At 35.8% G+C, this 19,695-nt stretch carries 18 protein-coding genes; 12 read left to right on the top strand and 6 right to left on the bottom strand.

Annotated features, from left to right (window positions below; translation table 11 throughout):
* Positions 1-2 precede the first annotated feature (2 nt).
* The 3 genes from EYD45_RS09855 to EYD45_RS09845 form a co-directional block, all read right to left on the bottom strand.
* Positions 3-2,003, bottom strand: a complete 2,001-nt coding sequence (locus EYD45_RS09855) for a fumarate reductase/succinate dehydrogenase flavoprotein subunit (protein ID WP_207303307.1) — start codon at positions 2,001-2,003, stop codon at positions 3-5.
* A 9-nt stretch (positions 2,004-2,012) separates the two neighbouring features.
* Positions 2,013-2,690 (bottom strand): succinate dehydrogenase cytochrome b subunit, encoded by a 678-nt coding sequence (locus EYD45_RS09850; protein ID WP_130964376.1) that lies wholly within the window; start codon positions 2,688-2,690, stop codon positions 2,013-2,015.
* A 187-nt stretch (positions 2,691-2,877) separates the two neighbouring features.
* Positions 2,878-4,710, bottom strand: coding sequence for a T9SS type A sorting domain-containing protein (locus EYD45_RS09845; protein WP_130964375.1), 1,833 nt, complete (start codon positions 4,708-4,710; stop codon positions 2,878-2,880).
* Between the two features lie 118 nt (positions 4,711-4,828).
* On the opposite strand from EYD45_RS09845, the gene EYD45_RS09840 reads away from it, so the two are divergent.
* On the top strand, positions 4,829-6,121 hold the full coding sequence (locus EYD45_RS09840) for an aminopeptidase P family protein (RefSeq protein ID WP_130964374.1): 1,293 nt from the start codon (positions 4,829-4,831) through the stop codon (positions 6,119-6,121).
* Between the two features lie 50 nt (positions 6,122-6,171).
* On the opposite strand, the gene EYD45_RS09835 is transcribed toward EYD45_RS09840, so the two are convergent.
* On the bottom strand, positions 6,172-7,494 hold the full coding sequence (locus tag EYD45_RS09835) for an aspartate kinase (RefSeq protein WP_130964373.1): 1,323 nt from the start codon (positions 7,492-7,494) through the stop codon (positions 6,172-6,174).
* A 99-nt stretch (positions 7,495-7,593) separates the two neighbouring features.
* Between EYD45_RS09835 and EYD45_RS09830 the strand changes: the two genes are divergently transcribed.
* Positions 7,594-8,250: a hypothetical protein gene (locus EYD45_RS09830; protein ID WP_130964372.1), complete on the top strand. Its 657-nt coding sequence runs from the start codon at positions 7,594-7,596 to the stop codon at positions 8,248-8,250.
* A gap of 3 nt (positions 8,251-8,253) precedes the next feature.
* On the opposite strand, the gene brnQ is transcribed toward EYD45_RS09830, so the two are convergent.
* Positions 8,254-9,528: a branched-chain amino acid transport system II carrier protein gene (gene brnQ, locus EYD45_RS09825; protein ID WP_130964371.1), complete on the bottom strand. Its 1,275-nt coding sequence runs from the start codon at positions 9,526-9,528 to the stop codon at positions 8,254-8,256.
* Between the two features lie 35 nt (positions 9,529-9,563).
* Here brnQ and EYD45_RS09820 point away from each other — a divergent pair, with 35 nt between their 5' ends.
* Together EYD45_RS09820 and EYD45_RS09810 are read left to right on the top strand one after the other, a co-directional pair.
* Complete coding sequence (locus tag EYD45_RS09820) at positions 9,564-10,337, top strand: alpha/beta fold hydrolase (protein ID WP_130964370.1); 774 nt, start codon at positions 9,564-9,566, stop codon at positions 10,335-10,337.
* Between the two features lie 416 nt (positions 10,338-10,753).
* Positions 10,754-11,005: a hypothetical protein gene (locus EYD45_RS09810; protein ID WP_130964368.1), complete on the top strand. Its 252-nt coding sequence runs from the start codon at positions 10,754-10,756 to the stop codon at positions 11,003-11,005.
* On the opposite strand, the gene thiL is transcribed toward EYD45_RS09810, so the two are convergent.
* Positions 11,002-12,048 carry a thiamine-phosphate kinase gene (thiL, locus tag EYD45_RS09805; protein ID WP_130964367.1) on the bottom strand — a complete coding sequence of 349 codons (1,047 nt, stop codon included), beginning with the start codon at positions 12,046-12,048 and terminating at the stop codon, positions 11,002-11,004. The two genes, EYD45_RS09810 and thiL, sit on opposite strands and share 4 nt — an antisense overlap.
* A 153-nt stretch (positions 12,049-12,201) precedes the next feature.
* Here thiL and EYD45_RS09800 point away from each other — a divergent pair, with 153 nt between their 5' ends.
* The 8 genes from EYD45_RS09800 (at position 12,202) to EYD45_RS09765 (ending at position 19,656) form a co-directional block, all read left to right on the top strand.
* Positions 12,202-13,560, top strand: a complete 1,359-nt coding sequence (locus EYD45_RS09800) for a choice-of-anchor B family protein (protein ID WP_130964366.1) — start codon at positions 12,202-12,204, stop codon at positions 13,558-13,560.
* Between the two features lie 19 nt (positions 13,561-13,579).
* Positions 13,580-14,923: a hypothetical protein gene (locus EYD45_RS09795; protein ID WP_130964365.1), complete on the top strand. Its 1,344-nt coding sequence runs from the start codon at positions 13,580-13,582 to the stop codon at positions 14,921-14,923.
* A gap of 6 nt (positions 14,924-14,929) precedes the next feature.
* On the top strand, positions 14,930-15,694 hold the full coding sequence (locus tag EYD45_RS09790) for an MbnP family protein (protein WP_130964364.1): 765 nt from the start codon (positions 14,930-14,932) through the stop codon (positions 15,692-15,694).
* Between the two features lie 6 nt (positions 15,695-15,700).
* Positions 15,701-16,768, top strand: a complete 1,068-nt coding sequence (locus tag EYD45_RS09785; protein WP_130964363.1) for a cytochrome-c peroxidase — start codon at positions 15,701-15,703, stop codon at positions 16,766-16,768.
* Between the two features lie 130 nt (positions 16,769-16,898).
* Positions 16,899-17,141 carry a hypothetical protein gene (locus EYD45_RS09780; RefSeq protein ID WP_130964362.1) on the top strand — a complete coding sequence of 81 codons (243 nt, stop codon included), beginning with the start codon at positions 16,899-16,901 and terminating at the stop codon, positions 17,139-17,141.
* A gap of 255 nt (positions 17,142-17,396) precedes the next feature.
* On the top strand, positions 17,397-17,726 hold the full coding sequence (locus EYD45_RS09775) for a HesB/IscA family protein (RefSeq protein WP_130964361.1): 330 nt from the start codon (positions 17,397-17,399) through the stop codon (positions 17,724-17,726).
* Positions 17,727-17,777: 51 nt separating this feature from the next.
* Complete coding sequence (gene sufB, locus EYD45_RS09770) at positions 17,778-19,226, top strand: Fe-S cluster assembly protein SufB (protein ID WP_130964360.1); 1,449 nt, start codon at positions 17,778-17,780, stop codon at positions 19,224-19,226.
* Positions 19,227-19,236: 10 nt separating this feature from the next.
* Positions 19,237-19,656 carry a hypothetical protein gene (locus EYD45_RS09765; RefSeq protein WP_130964359.1) on the top strand — a complete coding sequence of 140 codons (420 nt, stop codon included), beginning with the start codon at positions 19,237-19,239 and terminating at the stop codon, positions 19,654-19,656.
* Positions 19,657-19,695: the final 39 nt, after the last annotated feature.

Below are 19,695 nucleotides of genomic sequence, written 5' to 3'. Positions count from 1 at the left end.
TTTTATTTATAACTTCTTTCTTTTACTTCAATATTTTCATATTCCAAGGCTTCTTTATGCAAAATAGCATCTTTAGGTTCACCTTTATATTCCCATGCAGAAACAAATTGGAATTCCTTTCGACGTTTTGCTTCACCTTCAGGTGTCTGATATTCCTCTCTAAAGTGTCCACCGGCAGATTCCTCTCTAACTAAGGCATCTTTAGCAAACAACTCCCCTAATTCTAAGAAATCTGCAACACGTCCTGCTTTGGCTAACTCTTCATTATACTCATTAGCGCCGCCTGGAACTGAAACCTCTTTCCAGAACTCTGCCCTAAGTTCAGAAATCTCTTTAATAGCTTCTTTCAATCCAGTTTCATTTCTAGACATTCCACACTTATCCCACATTATCTTACCTAATTTCTTATGGAAGTAATCTACAGATTTAGAACCTTTATTATTCACAAAGAAATCTATGCGTTCTTGTACTGATTTTTCAGCCTCATCGAATTCTTTGTTGTCAGTTGGGATTTTGCCTGTTCTAATATCATCTGCCAAATAATCACCGATGGTATATGGTAACACAAAATAGCCATCGGCTAAACCTTGCATAAGCGCAGATGCTCCAAGTCTATTAGCTCCATGGTCTGAGAAATTTGCTTCACCGATACAATACAATCCAGGAACTGTAGTCATCAAGTTATAATCTACCCAAACACCGCCCATAGTATAATGAACCGCTGGATAAATCATCATTGGAGTTTCGTAAGGGTTTTGATCTACAATTTTCTCATACATTTGGAAAAGGTTTCCATATTTAGCTTCAACTATGGCTTTACCTAATTCGTATATTTTTTCTTTTGAAGGATTTGAGATATTATGGATTTTAGCTTGTTCTGTTCCATAACGATTGATGGCATCCGCAAAATCTAAATATACTGCTTCACCAGTGGCATTTACTCCAAAACCAGCATCGCAACGTTCTTTAGCTGCTCTAGAAGCTACATCACGAGGTACTAGGTTTCCAAATGCTGGATAACGACGTTCTAAGTAGTAATCTCTTTCTTCTTCAGATAAATCCGTTGGTTTCTTCTTTCCTTCTCTAATCGCTTGAGCATCTTCTAATTTAGCCGGTACCCAGATACGCCCGTCATTACGCAACGATTCGGACATCAAAGTTAATTTCGATTGATAATCGCCTGAACGTGGAATGCATGTTGGGTGTATTTGTGTGTAACAAGGGTTAGCGAAATACGCGCCTTTTTTATGAATTTTCCATGCTGCAGTAACATTACTTCCCATAGCATTGGTTGATAAGAAATACACATTACCATAGCCCCCAGTACCAACAACCACGGCATGGGCTGAATGACGCTCAATTTCTCCAGTTATTAAGTTTCTTGCTATAATACCTCTAGCTTTTCCATCAATAATAACAACATCTAACATTTCGTGACGGTTGAACATCTCAATCTTGCCACGAGCAATCTGACGGTTCATTGCAGAATAAGCTCCTAACAATAATTGCTGACCTGTTTGTCCTTTAGCATAGAACGTTCTTGAAACAAGTACACCACCAAAGGAACGGTTATCAAGTAATCCACCATAATCACGTGCAAAAGGTACACCTTGCGCAACACATTGATCTATAATATTCGCAGACACCTCAGCTAAACGATACACATTGGCTTCTCTAGAACGATAATCACCTCCTTTTACAGTATCATAAAACAATCTATATGTAGAATCCCCATCGCCTTGGTAATTCTTTGCTGCATTAATTCCACCTTGTGCTGCAATGGAGTGTGCACGACGTGGAGAATCTTGATATGCAAAAGCTTTTACGTTATAACCTAATTCCGCTAACGTTGCCGCTGCAGAACCTCCTGCTAAACCAGTACCGACTACAATTACGTCAATATGGCGTTTATTCGCTGGATTAACGAGGTTGATTTTATTTTTATAATCTGTCCACTTATCTTGAATTGGACCTTCTGGTACTTTTGAATCTAAAGCCATAATTATTTAAGATTAATGGTGTGGATTTAAGTGATGATAGACAGCAATAATAATAAACCCTAAAGGGATCAAAATTGAATATGCCTTACCAATTTGCTGCATTGTTTTTTGACGTCCTGCTGTTGACCCCATGGATTGAAATGCCGATGTAAAACCATGTGCTAAATGTAAACCTAAAAGCACAAAGGAAATAACGTATGCACCCACCCGAAGTGGATTATGAAACTTTTCAACTAATTCATGAAAATAACGATACTCGCCATTATGCATTCCAGACATGTCGCCTTGAATATATTTTACATTTAATTCTGGAAACCAGAAATCAATAAAGTGCAATACGATAAAAGCCAAAATTACTAGTCCGCTATAAATCATGTTTCTACTCATCCAAGAAGAGTTAGCACTACCATTATTTCTAGCATAGCTTACACCATTTGCCTTTTTGTTTTGCAATTCTAAGATAAAGCCCATAACAAAATGGAATACTACCCCAAAAATTAAAACGGGCTGCAAAGCAAATTGTACTAATGGATTGGTTCCCATAAAGTGCGATAGCTCATTAAATAAATCAGCACTAAAAAGTGATGTAATATTAACCGCTAAATGAATTATTAAGAAAAACATAAGAAAGAATGCAGATAGCGCCATGGCTACTTTCCTTCCAACTGAAGATTTAAAAAATCCGGCCATTGTTGTGTTTATTTATAAGATACACAAAGGTAGCCATGGAAGCTTTCTTAGACAAATAACAAATGTCATGTTTTTATTATTTAGAATGATTTTAATTAGAATATTGCCAATACTCATAAATACAAGGTTAAAAACAAAAGGCACCCTAGTTTTAGGATGCCTTTTTGAGATGGTAATCTTTATTTTCTTAATCAATCACTAATTTCTTAGTTACTGAAGCTTCATCAGAAGCAATTTTTATAAAATAAACTCCAGAAGAAACATTGGAAAGACTTATAGTTTTAAGTTTAGAACCTTCAGAGATATCATAATCTACAATATTACGTCCACTCAAATCATATAACGATGCGCTTTTTAGTGTCAAATATGATCCGTTCTTAATAAACAATTGTGTTTTAGCTGGGTTAGGGTAAATACTCACACCTTGTTCAAGTACAGAATCTTCTATACTTAAAGGACATGATGCATCTGTCATTGCAGAAAGCACCAAAGTAGGACAAGGATTGGAACCCGTACTTCTATCTTGAATTAAATTTGCAGCTGTACTGTTATTAACAGTAATTAATCTTTGAAACTCTCCACTATTAAACGCATAGTGCATAACATCCTCGGCATTGTTACCAACTGTATTATTGTTAGGATCTATTATATGAGCTAATTGATGGCTATGCCCCAATTCATGTAAAGCTATACTTTCAAAATCAATTTGTCCACTAGCCGGTGTACCAGTACCTACATACCAATTAGTAGTGTCATTAAAAACTAAGTCTAGTTCTGAAACATACCAATTAAATGAGCCAGCACCGTCACCACAGCCTGAAAAATACGAGTAGCAAACACCTAAAGTTCCAGAATCTAATTCACTACCATTATCAAATCGTATAACATTGGTACCATCTGTTCCAGACCCAGCAGCATCTACTGCTGTACCCGTAGGGCCAATTTCATAATTAATGCCTGTTTCACAAATCCAATTATTGAAAGCTCGCATAAAAGCTGCCTTTGCACCTGGCACTTCTGTGTCATCAAAAAATTCTGTTTGCATACGCCATGTCATGCCTCCACTAAAATTTTGCCCTACATGCTGCACTTGATATGCAGTATCAGGATTTCCTCCAGCATCTGAAATAACATTTATTTCGGCATATAGCACTGTTAATGTTGATGACTCAGGAGATAGAACACCATTATCATCTCTAACTCTAATAGTACCAGTTCCTGCGTCGGAAGGCACATAAACTACTATTTGATCATCCGCCCAACTTACAACGTCTGTATCTAAAGCATCAATAAAGGATGCACCTCCATCATCAGCATTTCTAAATTGTACTTTACCTTGCACAGTACCAAAGCCAGAACCGGTTATAGTTAACGCATCTTTTGTCCCTGCTGACACTGAAGTCTTATTCAAAGTAAGTGCACTTGGAGGCAAAAACACCTTTCCATTGTTATTTTTCGCCGACTTTGCGCTAGCGTCAAACGATTTTAATTCTACAATATTAGATTTCGAATAACGTTGGATTTCGTCATAAAAACTTCCTACAATATTTTGCTTCCTAACAAAAGGCGTAACTGCAATATCCTCTGAAAGATTATACTTGTAAAAACCCTGAGTTAACCCACTAGGCTTAAACTTTTTTACTTTTGAATTTGAAGTCTTAGAAAACGAAATATTGTTATTGTTTAAAACAAAAACACCTATATCTCCTTTACGAAGTTTTAAACTTGGATGGGCAACTAATGCTTTTAAACCAACCGTTCCGCCAACAGTAATCACCTCTACTGTACGAACAGCACTACCTTTAAAAACTTTGTACACTTCAATAGTATTAATAGTATAAATTAATTTATGGGCATCATCCCATACAGATCTCTTTGCAATAACTTTTCCCTCAACAACTAAATCTGATTTTTCGATTTGTGTTTGAAGGGGTACTCTTTCCAAGAGTGCCTGGGAATTCAAATTGGCAAGCCCAGTTAAACATAGTAGCAATATGCTCAAAAATGTAATTTTTCTCATTCGTTTTGGGTTTTTAATATTTATTAATCGGGTTGAGGGAAGAATCAAATATAACAAATAATAATCTACTTTTTTATTTATACATTTACATCAGTCGGAAAATTAATGTACTCATAACATGAAATATCTACCTATAAACAATCAACTTTTTATAAAAAACCGAAAAAAATTTGCTTCTAAAATGAAGCCAAATAGTCTAGCTGTTTTTAATTCCAACGATATATATCCTATCAGTGCAGACAGTACCATGCCCTTTCAACAACATAGAGATATTTTTTATTTGAGCGGTGTAGATCAGGAAGAGAGTGTTTTAGTGATATTCCCTGATTGCCCTAAAGAGAAGCATCGAGAAATTCTCTTTTTAAGGGAAACCAACGAACATATTGCTATTTGGGAAGGCGAAAAACTAACCAAAGAAATGGCCTTTGAAACCAGTGGTATTAAAACAGTGTACTGGTTACAAGATTTGGAGAAAGTACTGTTTGAAATAATGACGCAATGCGATACGGTTTACATAAACACCAACGAACATTACCGCGCTACCGTTGAAGTACAAACACGTGAAGATCGTTTTACTAAATGGTTAAAGGACAAATATCCGGCACATTCTGTAGCCAAAAGCAATCCTATTTTACAACAACTACGGTCTGTGAAAGAGGATATTGAAATCGATTTAATTCAGAAAGCTTGTAACATTACAGAAAAAGGATTCAAACGTATTTTAAATTTCGTGAAACCAGGTGTAAAGGAATATGAAATTGAAGCAGAATACATTCATGAATTTATTAAAAATCGCTCCAAGGGATTTGCTTACACACCCATTATCGCATCAGGAAACAACGCTAACGTCCTTCATTATATTGAGAACAATCAGGAATGCAAGGCGGGGGAATTAATTTTGATGGATGTAGGGGCTGAATATTCAAATTACGCCAGCGATATGACCAGAACCATTCCTGTTTCAGGTCGTTTTTCTGAAAGACAAAAAGCAGTATATAATGCCGCTTTAAGGGTGAAAAATGAAGCAACAAAAATGCTAGTTCCGGGAACGGATTGGGCTGAATATCATGTTGAAGTCGGTAAACTGATGTCTTCGGAATTATTAGGCCTAGGCTTACTCGACAAAGCGGATGTTAAAAATGAAGATCCTGAATGGCCAGCCTACAAAAAATATTTCATGCATGGCACAAGTCACCATATGGGATTAGACACTCACGATTATGGCATCTTAACTGAGCCTATGCAAGCCAATATGGTATTTACTGTGGAACCAGGCATCTATATCCCTGATGAAGGTTTTGGCGTAAGACTGGAAGATGACGTTGTAATCCTAGAAAAAGGTGCACCATTCAATCTTATGAAAAATATTCCTATTGAAATTGAAGAGATTGAAGAACTCATGAACGCATAAAAAAAGGGAGGCTACGCAACCTCCCTTACCATCAAAAACACTGACTTTTATTATAGAGTGACTAATTCAAATAAATAACTATTTAGTTTTTGAAGTGTTTTTACCTTGTTTTTGGTGTCAACAAGTAAAGAAATGTTGTTTCGACTTCCGCCGTATGAAATCATTCTGATGTTTACATCTTTTAGAATTTTAAAGAGTTTGTGTGTACCCTCATGATCTACAATAGCGTGTCCTACCAAACAAATAATACTTTGATTGTTATCCACTTCTATGGTGGCGAAGGTTTCTAGTTCTGAAACAATTTGCTGTAAATTTTTATCATCATCAATAGTTAATGATACCGCTACTTCTGAAGTGGTAATCATGTCGATAGAGGTCTCATAGATTTCAAAAATCTCGAATACTTTTTTTAAGAAGCCATGTGCCTGTAGCATTCTACCCGACTTAATCTTTATCGCCGTAATATTATCCTTTGCTGCTATAGCTTTTATACCAGTTTCAAAGTGACTACTCGTTATTGATGTCCCTTTTGCTGCAGGATCCATGGTATTTTTCAAGCGTACAGGAATACCATCTTCCCTTACCGGCAATACGGTTTGTGGGTGTAAAATTTTGGCTCCAAAATAGGCTAACTCCGCTGCCTCATCAAATGATAAATCTGAAATTGGTTTTGTACCTTCAACAAAACGAGGGTCGTTATTGTGCATTCCATCAATATCTGTCCAAATCTGTACCTCTTCGGCTTTTATGGCTGCCCCAATAATGGTTGCCGTATAATCGCTCCCGCCACGTTGTAAGTTCGAAACCGCATTGGTTTCATCTAAACAAATAAAACCTTGCGTGATATAGATTTCAGCAGTTTTGGCACTATCCAGAACCTCGGTCAACTTACTTTCAATACTGTCAAAAGCAGGTTCTTTATTTGCATCAATTCTCATAAAATCTAGAGCAGGAAGTAATGTTGAGCTCATCCCTTCTTGCTTTAGATAATTGCTAAACATGTATGTTGACATCAATTCGCCCTGAGCCAAAATTTCATTATCTAAAACTTGAGAATATGATTTGTACGTAGACTCAATTAAAAAATTAAAGCGTTCTGAAATGTACCTATTTGTATCATTATTTAATGAAGTATCTGATAAAAGTTCATCAATGACTTTGATATACTTACCATGCAAGGCGTTAATACTTGAAAGAGCCTCATCAACATTTTTGCACTCTATATTCCTTGCAATATCAACCAAACTATTTGTGGTCCCTGACATTGCAGAAAGCACAACTATTTTACGCTCTCCGTCATTAATAATGTTTTTTACATTAGCCATGTTCTTTACTGAACCTACCGATGTACCTCCAAACTTTAAAACTTTCATGTTCACATAATTAGAAGTACAAAAGTAGAATTCAAATGTAAACATAAGGTGTTTTTACAAAAAAACGTTTATTTTTGCACAAATTGTTAAATAATTAACATGAAGACTGTTTCGAACTGTGTTGAAGATATTTTAATCACCCAACCTTATTTAGAAGAAGCATTGGCTAGAAACATCATTAATTTTAGCGCTTTGGCTGTAGAGCTTACCGAACCCATCAGTAAAATGCTAAAAAAAGACGTGAAGCCAGGAGCTATTATGATGGCGCTTCGGCGTTACAATCCGCCGCCTACTTTGGGTAATACTATCAAAATGAAACGTGTTATCCAGAATCTTGGAGATATTACGGTACGTTCCAATCTTACTGATTTTACAGTAAAAAATTCGTCTACTCTTATTGATAATCACGCGAAAATATTGGAGCGTATCAATCAGGAAGATAAATTATTTTACACCTTTACAAGAGGCATCCATGAAAGCAACCTTATAGTTTCCAGTAGCTTAAACGATTTTGTTAAAGAGCACTTGCAAAACGAATACTTTATTGCCATTCAAGAAAACCTATCGGCTATTAGCATTAATTTACCTCAGGATAATTCTAAAATTGCGGGACTGTACTACCATTTCTTTAAACGATTGGCTTGGGAAGGGGTGGTATTATACGAAGTAATTTCAACCACCAACGAATTCACCATTTTAGTTGAAGATGAGTACGTTGACAAAGCTTTTACCGCAATTAAAAGGGTAAAAGCCTAATAACTACCTTTTCAGCTTTACGAATATGTTTACCAATATAAAAGTGGCGATAGCTGGCAAAACCCATCCTAAATTTTGATGTGCGAAAGGAATTGCTGTTTTTATTCCTTCAAGATTTTCTGCAGGTATTATAAATCCTAAAAAATCTGGAATACTAAAAATAAACGTTACTAAAACCACCCATCTAAACACAAGTTTTGTAGCTAATTTTTCAGGAAGAACGTTTAAAATTATTAGCACTATACAAAGTGGATAAATAAACATTAATACTGGTAAAGCAACATCTATTATATACTTTACGTCCATTTGCCCTACCACAATACCAACAACACAGAAAAAAATGGCAGCAAGTAAATACGTGTGCTTAAAGGTTTTGAAATAAGTTTTGAAAAAATCTGCAAAACTAACAACTATAGCGACTGCTGTTGTAAAACATGCTAGAGCAATCAAGACACTTAAAAAAGCTGACCCCGTATTTCCTAAAGTTTTTGTTGCTAGTCCAGAAAGTAAATCTGTTCTAGTTATATTTTCATCAAAATGTGAATTGTAAAAAGCTCCAATAGCAATTAAACCTGTATAAATTATAAATAGACCTATCATAGCTATTAAACCAGATTTCGCAATCATTACTTTTTTATCAGCAAAGGACATGTTGTCTTTAGATCTGTTTATAGATACCAAAACCACACCACCCATAATAATGCCCGCCATTGCATCATAAGTCTGATAGCCTTCTAGCATACCACCTATAACTGGCAACTCAAAGCTTGATGGATTCATTTCGCTTACAGGAGAAAAAACACCAATAACGATTATAGTTAATATGATTAAAACAATTATTGGGGTTAGATATTTACCAATGATACTTAACACTTTATTTCTGTTCATCACAAAAACAAAAACTAACACAAAATATACAACACTGGTAAGTAAAGAGCTTGTTCCAAAAAAAGGGGCAATTGCCATTTCATGGGTAACTGCCGCAGTTCGAGGACAAGGTAAAGTTACAGTAATAGCAAACATGCTAAAACTAAAGATAAGACTAAAAATTGGTGATACTTTTTTTCCAAAATCAAAAAAAGTACCCTGTAATCTGGCATGCGCAAAAATAGCTAGTAAAGGAATTATTGTTGTTGATATAATAAACCCAAGAGTTACCAGCCACCAGTCTGATCCCGATTTAAAACCTAATAGTGGTGGTAAAATTAAATTCCCAGCCCCAAAAAAGCCAGCAAATAATGCAAAACCAAACACAAAGGTTTCTTTAGTTTTATTCATAGTATGATTTTATCTTTGACCAAGATAAATTAAAAATGATTTTAGAACATAAAGGCATCACTATTTTTTACACCGATAAAGGTTGTGGAGATGCTATCGTTTTACTACATGGCTTTTTAGAAAACTCTACTATTTGGAAACCATTTGTTCCAGCTTTATCGCAAAACAATAGAGTTATTTGCATCGATTTATTGGGTCACGGTAAAACAGGCTGCTTAGGATACATCCATTCCATGGAACTTATGGCAGAAGCCGTTGAGGCTGTTTTAAAGTATCTAGACGTATCACGATATTCTATTTTCGGGCACTCCATGGGTGGCTACGTTGCATTAGCTTTAACTGAAAAGCATCCAGAAAGAATAGTAGCTTTAGCATTAATTAATTCAACAGCTCAGTGCGACTCTACAGAGAAAAAGCAAAATAGAGACAGAGCAATTCTTACTGTAAAAGAAAATTATAAGACATTTATACAAATTGCAATTCCAAATTTATTTACAGCTAAGAACAGGTTAATTTTTTTGGATGAAATTAAGCAGTTGAAAGAGGAGGCTCTAAAAACGCCTTTACAAGGTATTGTAGCAGCTTTGGAAGGTATGAAAATCAGAAAAGACAGAACGGCATTGTTAAAACTCGATGCTTACAAGAAGCTTATGATTATTAGTAAACAAGATCCTGTTTTAGATTATAAAGGTATCATCAATCTAACAAAAAATACAAATATTGATGTTGTGGAATTTCCAGACGGACACATGAGTTTTATTGAAAATAAAGAAGAATTACTACAAGAAATAATGCATTTCATCGAATAATTAAGCTTTATGTCGAAAATTATGTATTTTTTTCATAATTTTAAGTCCTCTTAATCAACATAAAACTTAACCTATGCAAAACAAAAGTACTAACCATGCTTTCATTCCTAAGATGTATTGCAGCCTTTTTGGTCATGACTATCAAGTCTCTAAAAAGGTAACCCGACACGTTAAAGAGTACACTTGCACACATTGTAAGAAACAATTAACCACAAGCAGTAATGGCAATTTGGTTGAACTTACCCCTAAGTTTAAAGAGATAAATGCTATACTAGAACGTATTCATCAATCAAGAATGAATCGTTTAAAGAAAAAAACATTCGCTTCGTCGATTTGTTAACCAGTTATTAACATTTTATGGTTCGTTTTTAATACTTTCACGATTCTCTCACTAAAATTATTAATATGCGAACAAAATGAAAAACATTCAATGTAAGGTGTTTGGACATGATTATAAAGTGTCTCGACATGTAACGTATCACGTAAAAGAATACACTTGCAGCAATTGCAAAAAGGAACTCACCACAAACAGCAAGGGAAATTTAACAGAACTCACCCCAAAATTCAAAGAGATTAACGACGTGTTGGAACGCATCCATGCGAAAAGGAGAATGCGCCTTAAGAATTTCAACAAAAAGCAGAGTGAAAATCTTCTGGCTACGGCTTAGTCTTCAAAATTTTTCCAGCCCTGAGCTTTTAATTCAATTTTGGTATCGGCCCTTGTTACCAAATGCTTACCTGCAGATTTCTCGGTAACATACCCTATAACAGATAAGTTTGGATTGCCTTTAATCTTGGGATAATCCTCTTGACTTATGGTCATCAATAACTCATAATCCTCTCCACCATTAAGTGCTACTGTAGTACTATCGATGTTAAACTCCTCACATGCAGAAATCACCTGGGGGTCTAAAGGAATTTTGTTTTCATACAAATCACATCCTACATCGCTATGCTTACACAGATGCAATATCTCAGAGGACAAGCCATCGCTTATATCTATCATGGATGTTGGCTTAACACCTAAATCTTGTAGCAACTTCACAATATCCTTTCGTGCTTCTGGTTTTAATTGGCGCTCTATGATATAAGTATACATGCTTAAATCAGGCTGATTTTTGGGGTTTACTTTATATACTTCTTTTTCTCTTTCTAAAACCTGAAGCCCCATGTAGGCGCCACCCAAATCTCCGGAAACCACTAATAAATCATTGGGTTTTGCTCCTTCTCGGTAAACCACATCATTTTCAGATACCGTGCCCAATGCCGTAACTGAAATTAGCAATCCAGTTGTCGAGGAGGTTGTGTCTCCGCCAACTACATCAATATCATAAATCTTAGCTGCTGTTTCTATACCTGCATATAGCTCTTCCAACGCTTCTAAAGGAAACCGATTGGATACGGCAATTGATACGGTAATTTGTGTTGCCTGCCCATTCATAGCATAAACATCAGATAAGTTTACCATTACCGCCTTGTACCCAAGGTGTTTTAATGGCATATAACTTAAATCAAAATGCACACCTTCCACCAACAAATCAGTTGTAACTATTACCCGTTTATCCTCAAAATTCAATACTGCCGCATCATCCCCTATACCTTTAACAGTTGATTTCTGGTTTATTTTGAAGTTTTTAGTGAGGTGTTCTATAAGTCCGAATTCCCCAAGATTACTTAATTCTGTTCGTTGCTGATTTTTATCTTCTATCATGTTGCAAAAATAAGAAGGCTTTTTAATTTTACTTCAGATTTAAACCATTTAATTTTAATACGTTAAATTTGTTTAGACCGAAATTGAACATTGCAATATTTAATGTGTATTCAACGTTTTATTTAGGTTTTGAAAAAGAAAAAATTGCTCCTTATGCCTATTTTAAAAAAGATAAAAAAAGTCTATGCTTTTGCCTTTGTTGTTTCTTTAGTGTTCTACTCTTGTAACACTGAAACTGTAGAACCCGTGATTATCATTGACACAGACAACGACGGGATTGCCGATAATATTGACAATTGTGTTAGCACACCTAATCCAAATCAAGAAGACGTTAACAACAATGGTATTGGAGACGTTTGTGACACTACAGAAACAACCGCTGTTGTAAAATGTGAAGGAGGTTTTGCTGGTATTTACCCCTGTAATGGATATGATTTAGTACTTAATATCCCTCTTGAAACATTTGGTGCCGCTGCGGCCAACGATTCTTGGGGTTGGACAGACTCTGATACCGGTAAGGAATATGCCCTTATTGCCACAGACCGAAACACTGCTTTTGTGGATATTTCGGATGTAGAAAATCCTGTCTATTTAGGTAATGTTCCAACAGCTACTACGGCTAGTCCATGGCGTGATGTAAAGGTTTATAATAATCACGCATTTATTGTTGCCGATAACAATCAAGGGGAAGACAGCCATGGTTTGCAAGTATTTGATTTAACCCGATTGAGAAACGTAAGTAATCCTCCCGAAACTTTTGCTGCAGATGCACGCCTTGAAGAAATAGGACGAGCACACAACGTTGTTATCAATGAGGAAAGCGGTTATGCTTATACCGTTGGCGGAAACAGAAACTCTACTTATGCTGGTGGGCCTATTTTTATCAATATCCAAAACCCTAAATCTCCTGTTATTGAAGGTGGATTCGCTGAAGGTGGTTATTCTCATGATGCTCAAGTTGTAACTTATAATGGACCGGACAGCGACTACACCGGAAGAGAAATATTAATTGGAAGCAATGAAAACGAAGTAGTTATAGCTGATGTTACCGATAAAAATAATCCAGTGAAAATTTCAACCATATCGTATGCAAATGTAAGGTACGCACACCAAGGGTGGTTCACCGAAGATATGAGGTATTTTATTTTGGGTGATGAGCTAGATGAAATTAGAGTTGGAAACAATACCAGAATTATCACTTTTGATTTTACCGATTTAGATAACCCATTATACCATTTTGATTATCTGGCATCCAACCCCTCAATAGACCATAATGGCTACATTAAAGGCAACTCTTATTTTCAAGCAAGTTACAGAGCTGGTTTGCGGGTATTAGACATCAGTAACATAGACAACAAATCATACGTCGAGACCGGTTACTTTGACACCTACCCCGAAGATGATGCTACTGCCTTTGATGGCGCTTGGAATGTATATCCTTATTTTGAAAGCGGAAATATTGTTATTAGCGATATTAACCGAGGGCTCTTTGTAGTTAGAAAAAGTGAATAACCACTTGATTCAGCTTCAAATGAAAATCAATAACCCATATCAATTTTATTCAGTTCTAGCATTTTTTGCTTTGCTGCTCAATTGCTCAAATAATGATGACAATGCCTCGGAATCTCCTATTTTAAAAACCACAGAATTTGTCAAAACCCTCGGTGGGAGTTTAAATGAAAGTGCGCAATCTGTCGTTAAAACTTCAGATGGTGGATACGCCATTTTAGGTTATGTACAAAGTATGGACGGCGATGTTGTAAACAAAACAAATTCATCCTTTGATTTTTGGGTTTTGAAATTTGGCCCGCATGATGCTTTGCAATGGCAAAAAACCTATGGAGGAACAGATGACGACAGGGGCCATGATATTATTCAAACAACAGACGGAGGATACGCCATTTTAGGTTACAGCAAAAGCACAGATGGAAATCTTTCTGACAATGCTGGAGCCAACGATTTTTGGTTATGCAAACTGGATGCCTCTGGCAATATATCTTGGCAAAAATCCTTTGGTTTTTTAGGTGCGGATATCGGATATGCCTTAATCGAAACCAACGATAATGGTTATTTAATAACGGGAGTTTTGGATGTATCTGCTTCAGGCGGCCAGGGCAATAGTAAAACCTCAGGAATCTTACATGCCGGAGGTGATTATTGGGCCATAAAGCTTGATGCAAACGGCAATAAACAATGGAGTAAATTTTTTGGAGGCACTTTTACCGACACCCCTTACGGTGTAGTACAGACCACAAATAACAACTACATCATTGTTGGGTCTTCTGATAGTGATGATGTGGACATAAAAAACAATAAAGGTACGTATGACTTTTGGGTAGTAAGTATTTCCGAAACTGGAGATTTACTTTGGGAAAAATCCTTTGGAGGCTCCGAAATTGATGAAGCATGGGGCATTGTTGCTTCTAATGATGGGAATTTCATTGTTGCTGGTGATACAAGAAGTAAGGATAAAGATGTATCCAACAACAATGGTGCAGCCGACATTTTTATGATTAAAATAACCCCCAACGGAGACCTAGTTTGGGAAAAATCCTTTGGAGGCACAAGCTTTGACACGGCAAGAGCCATTTCAAAAACTTCAGACGGAGGCTATCTTATCTCCGGAAGTTCGCGCAGTTCAGATGAAGACATCTCCAATAACAACGGTCAAAATGATGCCTTGGTCTTAAAACTGGACGGTAATGGCAATCTGAAATGGCAAAAAAGTATCGGTGGCTCAAATATCGATTTGGCCTTTGACGTTACAGAATTAAACGACGGTTCTGTTATTGCTGTTGGAGAATCCAGCAGTTCAGATATAGATATTTCAGAAAACAAAGGGTTTTCAGATCTTTTAATTTTCAAAATAAAATAAGCTTCTATGAAAAGATTTGTTTTAATAATTTTAATCACAATTGCATTTTTGTCGTGCGATGACACCGGCAATGAAATAATCCCAAGCACAAACATTGTTTTCAATTTTACGCATAGTTGGGATGGCACCGAAGTAACAAATGCAGATTTCAATACCATCAAATTTACTAATGAAAAAGGGGATAATTTAAGCATCACCAAATTACGTTATTTAATATCAAGAATAACATTTATTGGGGCTGCTGGAGAAGAACTAAAGCTATCTGGATACAATTTAGTAGACGTAACAAACAACTCTGGATTAACCTACGATTTGCAAAATGCAGTGCCTTCAGGAAGTTATAAAAATGTAAAATTTACCTTTGGCTTTAATAACAGTGATAATTACAATAACAATTATCAAGACTTAAACTCTGCCTCTTGGAATGTACCTGAAATGCTTGGTGGAGGCTATCATTACATGCAGTTAGAAGGAAAATTTGAGAATAACACAAATGCAGAACAAGGCTATGCTTATCATGCGATTAGAGCCGTTGATAATTCTGGAAGCTCTCCGGTGTTTCAGGATACTTTTTTTGAGGTAAACTTAGGAGCTGTAGATCTTACAAACAACTCAACTATTACCATTGAAATGAATATTGCCGAATGGTTTAAAAATCCATATACTTGGGATTTAAGTCAACTCAATAGTGCATTGATGCCAAATTTTGATGCGCAAGTTTTAATGTTTGAAAACGGACAAAATGTATTTAGCCTAAAATCTATAGATTAACATTTTTTGAAAAAAAAGGTTTTAAATATTATCGTTATTGTTAGCTTCATATGTGCTTCTTGTACAGATGAAAGTGTGGAAAGTTATGCGCCTACACCAAGTGCATTAGATACTCCTAAGCTATTTGATGACAATATTATTGCACCGGTTATTCCAAATGATAATGCGCAAACCCTTGAAGGTATAGCATTAGGCAAAAAGCTATTCTTCGATCCTATGTTATCAGGAAATAATACTCAGGCTTGTGCTGATTGTCATGCACCACAAAATGCCTTCAGCGATGCCGCAAGATTTAGTGATGGCATTGACGGTAGCTTAGGCAAAAGAAATTCAATGCCTTTGTTTAATCTTGCGTGGAATTATGATGAAAAATTCTTTTGGGATGGCAACACCTTTAGTTTAGAACACCAAGCCTTTGTGCCAGTAACCGATCCGTTAGAAATGAAAAGCTCTTGGAGCGATGTTACCCAAAAACTACAAAATCATCAAGAATACCCATCACTTTTTGAACAAGCTTTTGGTACTTCAGAAATTGATTCTACTTTAGTTACCAAAGCGATTGCCCAATTTGAACGCACATTAATTTCAGCTAACTCAAAATTTGATAAGTTTCTTTTGGGTGAAACCGAACTAACTCCTGAAGAAACTAACGGATTTAATGTGTTTATGGATGAAGCCAGGGGCGACTGTTTTCATTGTCACGGTAGCGATAAAAACCCACTTTGGACAGACAATGCATTTCACAACAATGGTTTAGATGAAACCTTTACTGATTTAGGATTAGGAGCCGTTACCGGAGATCCGGCAGACAATGGTAAATTCCGCACTCCGTCACTTAGAAATCTGGCATTTACAGCACCGTATATGCATGATGGTCGTTTTTCAACCTTAGAAGACGTTATCAATCATTACAGCGAAGGATTAAAAAGCTCTCCAACCATTGATCCATTGATGAAAAAAGTAGCTCAAGGCGGTGTTGGTTTAACCGAAAAAGACAAAGCTGATTTAAAAGCATTTTTGCTTACCCTTACCGATTACGACTTCATCAATAACCCAGATTTCAATCAAAATTAAAATCGAAATAAAGTCTTACTTTGAAAGATTCTCTTAAACTATAATGTATTTCGTCGAAAAAATATACATTTTATCGGTTTTATGCATTCGTTTTACGATATTGCAAGTCCCCAAATCTATTATTTTAAAAATGTTTGATGAACCTATAAATAAGTTTTGTGCCATGTTTGGGCATAATTTCAAGCATGTATCAAATATTGATGATGAGACAACAGAATTAGTCTGCAAATGTTGCAATAATCATTTTATTTCTACTGATGGTGGTAACATCATGAATCTTTCGGTGGCTAGCGACACACAATCTTTTGCTAATTACTTCAAAACCAAAAGAACATCTAGATTACATCAATTTTTAGGTTTCAAATTAAAATAAGCTTCATTTCTCAATTTTGGCTTTTGTAATTTACCTTGTAAAGAATGCATTTCTTGTTATTACATTGATTTCAAAAGCACTAGAAATAAAAAAACTCCCCCTTTACATATCATAACAAAAACCTATAAAACTATATGCTAATATAATGTTAGGATATATTAGTTTGCGGGACTTATATCGTATATTTGTCCTCTATTTAGAAACTGTCTTAATAAAAATTGTTAAACCAGTACTAAATTTAAATAGTAAAACGAAATGATAAAAGTCTCAGATACAGCTAAAAAAAAGGTGGTTGAACTTATGACAGATGATGGTTATAATGCGACTACTGACTACATACGTGTGGGTGTGAAAAGTGGTGGTTGTTCTGGTTTATCTTATGATTTAAAATTTGATAAGGAGCAACAAGAAGGCGATAAGGTTTTTGAAGATAATGGTGTTAAAATAATCGTTGATAAGAAAAGTTTTTTATACCTAATTGGTACAACCCTAGAATATTCAGGAGGTTTGAATGGCACTGGGTTTGTTTTCAACAATCCAAATGCTAATAGAACTTGTGGTTGTGGTGAATCGTTTTCGCTATAAAACCCCGTCCAAACCTTCCCAAAGGGAAGGCTTTAAAAGAACTAGAAAAATATGTCAAAATATACAGAAGACGACTTAAGAGAAGAATTAAAAACCAAGGAATACGAGTACGGTTTTTATACGGATATTGAATCGGATACCTTTCCTAATGGATTGAACGAAGATATTGTTCGTGCCATTTCACAAAAAAAGGAAGAGCCAGAATGGATGACCGAGTGGCGCTTGGAAGCGTTTCGTGTTTGGCAAGCCATGGAAGAGCCAGAATGGGCAAATGTTAATTATGAAAAGCCCGATTTTCAAGGAATTTCATACTATTCTGCGCCAAACAGTAAGCCAAAATACGATAGTATAGATGAAGTAGATCCAGAACTTTTGGCCACATTTGACAAGCTTGGTATTTCTTTAGATGAACAGAAAAAATTAGCTGGCGTAGCAATGGATGTGGTTGTTGATTCTGTATCTGTTGCAACGACGTTTAAGAAAACTTTAGCTGAACAAGGCATCATATTTATGAGTATTTCAGAAGCTATCAAAGAGCATCCGGAGCTTGTAAAAAAATATATAGGTACTGTTGTACCACAGAAAGATAATTTCTATGCAGCTTTAAATTCTGCTGTGTTTAGCGATGGTTCATTTTGTTACATTCCAAAAGGTGTGCGTTGCCCAATGGAATTATCTACATATTTTAGAATCAACCAAGCGGGAACTGGGCAGTTTGAAAGAACGCTTGTAATTGCCGATGAAGGCAGTTATGTAAGTTATCTTGAAGGTTGTACTGCTCCAAGTCGTGATGAAAACCAGTTACACGCCGCAGTTGTTGAATTGATTGCATTGGACGATGCCGAAATAAAATATTCTACAGTACAAAACTGGTTTCCAGGAAATGCAGAAGGAAAAGGTGGTGTTTACAATTTTGTGACCAAACGAGGGTTGTGTGAAAATAACGCTAAAATTTCATGGACTCAGGTAGAGACAGGTTCTGCCGTAACGTGGAAATACCCTTCTTGTGTTTTAAAAGGTGATAATTCGGTTGGTGAGTTTTATTCTATTGCCGTTACCAATAATTACCAGCAGGCAGATACAGGAACTAAAATGATTCACTTGGGAAATAATACCAAATCAACCATTATTTCTAAAGGAATTTCAGCTGGAAAATCACAGAACAGTTACCGCGGATTGGTTCAGGTTAACTCCCGTGCTGAAAATGCACGTAACTTTTCGCAATGCGACAGTTTATTGATGGGTAATGAATGTGGTGCACACACATTCCCTTATATAGAAGCCAAAAATAAATCAGCAAAAATAGAACATGAAGCCACAACCAGTAAAATCGGTGAGGATCAAATTTTCTATTGCAACCAACGCGGAATAGATACCGAAAAGGCAATTGCATTAATCGTAAATGGTTTCAGTAAAGAGGTGTTGAATAAGCTACCAATGGAATTTGCTGTTGAAGCTCAAAAATTATTAGAAATAAGTTTAGAAGGAAGCGTAGGTTAAATTATCAATTATGAAAAAGACATTCATTTTATTGATTTGTTTCTCTGCATTTTTAAGTTGTAAAAAGGATATGAAATCTGAGAAAGCAGACGATACAATTTCTACTGAAAGCGAAGAAAGAACGGCCAAACAAAGTGATGGCTTAACACTTTTAAAAGGAGATTATGTTTATCATGGTGGTGCAGCAGTTTTGCAAACGCATGCTGAAATTTATGGCGTACTACCCACGCACAACTTTGACCAACTTAATAAGAAAGCTGAGAAATTGAAAACAGAGCCAACCGATATGGTTCAGGTTGAAATACGTGGTAAAATTAGCAACGAAAAACACGAAACGATTCTTTGGGAAAACAAGGTGGAAGTTGTTGAAATTTTAAGCGTAAAACCAAATACTGAAGAAAAAAATAATATTATAAAATTAGGAAGCTAACAACAATATTCAAACAACAAATTCCAAATCGCAAAAAAC

Source organism: Hyunsoonleella flava, assembly GCF_004310325.1.
Taxonomy (GTDB): domain Bacteria; phylum Bacteroidota; class Bacteroidia; order Flavobacteriales; family Flavobacteriaceae; genus Jejuia; species Jejuia flava.
This window is presented reverse-complemented; position numbering and strand designations above follow the sequence as displayed.